4 protein-coding genes are annotated in these 3,844 nt (G+C 69.7%); 1 reads left to right on the top strand and 3 read right to left on the bottom strand.

Annotation, left to right across the window (positions count from 1 at the left end):
- Window positions 1-173: 173 nt before the first annotated feature.
- From ACFV7Q_RS38520 to ACFV7Q_RS38510, 3 genes are all read right to left on the bottom strand, one after another.
- Window positions 174-1,277, bottom strand: a complete 1,104-nt coding sequence (locus ACFV7Q_RS38520) for an NAD(P)/FAD-dependent oxidoreductase (RefSeq protein ID WP_385435615.1) — start codon at window positions 1,275-1,277, stop codon at window positions 174-176.
- Window positions 1,278-1,612: 335 nt separating this feature from the next.
- The gene (locus tag ACFV7Q_RS38515) at window positions 1,613-1,954 is read right to left on the bottom strand and encodes a VOC family protein (RefSeq protein ID WP_385435614.1); all 342 of its coding nucleotides are present in this window, start codon (window positions 1,952-1,954) and stop codon (window positions 1,613-1,615) included.
- Window positions 1,951-2,121, bottom strand: coding sequence for a ribbon-helix-helix protein, CopG family (locus ACFV7Q_RS38510; RefSeq protein ID WP_385435613.1), 171 nt, complete (start codon window positions 2,119-2,121; stop codon window positions 1,951-1,953). The genes ACFV7Q_RS38515 and ACFV7Q_RS38510 overlap by 4 nt, the downstream gene beginning before the upstream one ends.
- A 79-nt stretch (window positions 2,122-2,200) precedes the next feature.
- Here ACFV7Q_RS38510 and ACFV7Q_RS38505 point away from each other — a divergent pair, with 79 nt between their 5' ends.
- Window positions 2,201-3,775, top strand: coding sequence for an MFS transporter (locus ACFV7Q_RS38505; protein WP_385435612.1), 1,575 nt, complete (start codon window positions 2,201-2,203; stop codon window positions 3,773-3,775).
- Window positions 3,776-3,844 lie beyond the last annotated feature (69 nt).

The raw sequence follows: 3,844 nt of genomic DNA, 5'->3' as shown, positions 1-3,844 counted from the left end.
GTTGTCGTGGGGTCGTTTTTGTGTATTAGACACAGGACGATGGGCGGGACACCGCCGCCGGGCCGCTCACTGTGAACAGTGAGCGGCCCTGCGTCAATGGCGGCGCCCCCGCCCTTCTGCCGAGGGGCGGGGGCGGAGGCGCCGTGGAGGCGGTCGGCCCGGGGTTCGTGCGGTCAGATCCCGTTGGCGGCCAGCGAGAAGGGCGTGATGTCGACGCCGGGGTGCCGGCCGAGGTACAGATCCCGAACGATCTTGCCGGTGGCGGGCGCCTGGCTGAGCTCGTGGCCGGTGAACCCGGTGGCGAAGAGGATGCGTTCGTGCGCGCCGTCCCCCCGCCCGATGATCCCCGACCTCGACGGTGTGACGTCGAGGGTTCCGGTCCATGCGCTGTGCAGTGTGACGCCGCGCAGCCGCGGGTACCAGCGCGCCACCTCGTCGGTGGCCTCCTGCAGCCAGACCTCCCGCATGCCCGGCTCCGTGGAGAAGCGCTCCAGCCCGACCAGGAAGGACCTGCCCATCCCCATCGTCTTCAGCCCGGCGCCGGGGTGGAACGTGAACGGTGACGTGATGTCGTCCTCGCCAACGGGGTCGGTGCGGAACAGCTCGGCGAACTGGCCCCACACCGGCAGCTTCAGGCCGGCCAGCTCGGCGACCTCCCCGCTGCCCTGGGCGTCCGCGATGACGACGGCTCCGGCGGTGAAGCCGCCGGCCGAGGTGGCGACGTGGCCGGTGGATGCGTCCAACCCGGTCACGGTGACCCCGGTGACCACGCGCGCGCCGTGCTTCCGCGCGCCCTCCAGGTAGCCGCGGAGCACCTCGTCCGCCCGGAGCCGGATCATCTGGGGGCACCAGATCGCGAACTCGACACCCTCCGGATCGAGCCAGGGGTTCCGCTCGACGGCCCGGTCGACGGACAACTGCTCCAGCTGCACACCGGCTTCGCGCTGTGCGGGCAGCTCCGCTTCCAGTTCGGCCGCCTGCTCCGGGGTCGTCGCCACCACGAGCATTCCGGTCTCGGACACTTCGAGATCGGCTCCCAAGGTGGTGCCGAACGAACGGAAATCGGCCAGGCTCCGCACCACCAGTTCCGAGTCGTAGACCCGTCCGGGGAAGTACGTACGAAATGCGCCGGCGGTCTGTGTCGCGGTGGCACCGGCCTGGTCCCGCTCCAGCAGAACGACGTCGACACCCGCTTCCGCGCAGTGGTAGGCGACGGACGCCGCGATCACCCCACTGCCGATGACGACCAATTCCGCCGTGTTCTTCTGATCGGACATGCACAATCTCCCGTGACGTGGCCTGCCCGTGTCGGCCCGCACTCCGAACAGCGGAGGGTAGGGGTTCTCCGTTCGGCCGATGGGCTTAATCAGCCGAAATCATGGGGAGCCGCTGCGAACCGGCCACAGAAATGCGGCGCACATGTGTCAGGTCGGCATGGATATCCGGTGGAGTTGACGGATCATCCGTCACCTTGCCGACCCGCACGCCGGGGGGACTGAGCATGGGGAGCATGAGGTCAGCCTTCGTCGAGCGACCGACCGGGGCCACCGGAGGACCATCGGCAACGCCGCGGCAGCACACGCCGCCGCGGCGGTTCACCGCTGCTACGGCGTCACTTCTTCGGCGCCTGGAGGCTCCAGATGCGGCCGTCGGGGTCGCGGACCTTCATCTCCTGCGTCCCGTAGTGGGTGTCCTCGAACGGCTGGACCACGTCGAGGGCCGGGTCGGCGCCGAACCCGGCGGCGTCGGCGACCCGGAGCACGACCTGCGCCTCGGGCTTCTGGTCCGCCGGGATTTCGGCGAGCAGCACGTAGGCGCCGTCGCCGTTGCGGAGCATGCCCGACCCGTCCTCCGTCGAGAATTCGACGTTGAAGCCCAGCGCCTGGAGGAACTTGGCCGCCTTGCCCCAGTTGTGGGTTTCGAGGTAGACGCCCTCGATGCCTTCGGTGGTCATGCCTGCTTTCCCTTCGGTGGTTCCTGGTCGCGGTCGGCGAGATACGTGCGCAACGCCTCGGCTACCAGAGCCGAGAGCGATTGCTCGTTCTCAATGGCATGGTGCTTTATCTGCCGGATCAGATCCACCGGCAAGTAGACGTTGAACTGTTTGACTTCTGCACGCATGCTAGCATGCTAGCATGCGCCGATTCATTGAACTACGTGTGGAAACAAGCGAGTTACGAGCCGAGGAGGGCTCCGAACAATGAAACGCCAATGGTGGACGCTGATCGTGGTGTGCGCCGCCACGTTCATGCTGCTGCTCGACGTCACGATCGTCGCGGTCGCACTGCCGGACATCCAGCAGTCGCTGCACGCGAGCTTCAGCGGTCTGCAATGGACCACGGACGCCTACGCGTTGAGCCTGGCGGCGCTCCTACTCACCTCCGGGTCCCTCGCCGACCTGTACGGCAGGCGGCGGCTGTTCCTCATCGGCCTGGCGGTCTTCACGGCCGGATCGCTGCTCTGCGGCATCGCACAGGACCAGGTGACGCTCGTCCTGTCCCGCGCGGTGCAGGGAGTCGGCGGTGCGGTCCTCTTCGCCACCTCGCTGGCCCTGCTCGCCGGCGCCTTCCAGGGCAGGGAGCGGGGTGCCGCCTTCGGCATCTGGGGGGCGGTGGCCGGTGTCGCGACCGCGCTCGGCCCGGTGCTCGGCGGTGTGATCACCAGCGGGATCAGCTGGCGCGGCATCTTCCTGGTGAACCTGCCGATCGGCATCGCCGCGATCGTCATCACCCTGCGCCTGGTGGACGAGTCCCGGCCGCCGCGGGCCTCCCGGGTCGACTGGCTGGGCATCGTACCGCTCACCGTGGGCCTGTTCAGCCTGGTGTACGCGCTGATCCGGGCGAGCGACACGGCATGGGACGAGCAGGGCGTACTGATCTGCTTCGGCCTGGCGGCGGTGTTCCTCGTGGCGTTCGTGGTGATCGAATCGCGGGTCCCGGAGCCGATGTTCGACCTGTCCCTGCTGAAGACCCCGACGTTCCTGGGCGGGTCGATCGCGGCGTTCTCGATGAACGCCTCGCTGTTCGCGATGTTCATCTACATCGTGCTCTACCTCCAGAACGGCCTCGGCTTCAGCGCGATGGGCACCGGCATCCGCCTCCTGGTCAGCTCCGGCTGCACCCTCGTCGCGGCCATGGTGACGGGCCGCGTGATGAGCCGCGTCCCGACCAAGTGGCTGATCGGCCCCGGCCTGGTCGTGGTGGGCATCGGCCTGCTGCTCATGCGCGGCGTGACCGCCGAGTCGGGCTGGACCCACCTCATCCCCGGCTTCATCGTCACGGGCATCGGAGCCGGCATGGTCAACCCGCCGCTGGCCTCGACGGCGGTCGGTGTCGTCCAGGTGTGGCGCGCCGGCATGGCCTCCGGGGTGAACCAGACCTTCCGCCAGGTCGGCATCGCCGTCGGCATCGCCCTGTACGGCTCGATCTTCACCGCTTCCCTGCACGACTCCCTGCGGGAGCGGCTGTCGGGCGTGCCCGCGCTGGAGGGAAGCACCGACCGGATCGCGGAGGCCATCCGCACGGGCTCGCCCGAGCAGGCGATCGCCTCGGTCCCCGCGGATCTCCGCGCCCAGGTGGAGGGCGCGGCCCACGCCGGCTTCGCCGCCTCCCTGAACGACCTGCTGCTCGTGAGCGGCATCGTGGCGCTGGTGGGCGGCGTCCTGGCCTTCGCCCTCATCCGCGCCAAGGACTTCGTCCCCCAGGGTCCCCCCGGCGGCGGCCCCGGCCGGCCCCCGTCCCAGCCCCAGGACACCGAGGCCTCCCCGGCCCGCTGACCGGCCGGCCCCCCCCCGCGGCGCGCCCCGGGCGCAGCGGCGGGGGCTGGGAGACATGGTGAGCGGCCG

This window comes from Streptomyces sp. NPDC059851, assembly GCF_042732005.1.
GTDB lineage: Bacteria > Actinomycetota > Actinomycetes > Streptomycetales > Streptomycetaceae > Streptomyces.
This window is presented reverse-complemented; position numbering and strand designations above follow the sequence as displayed.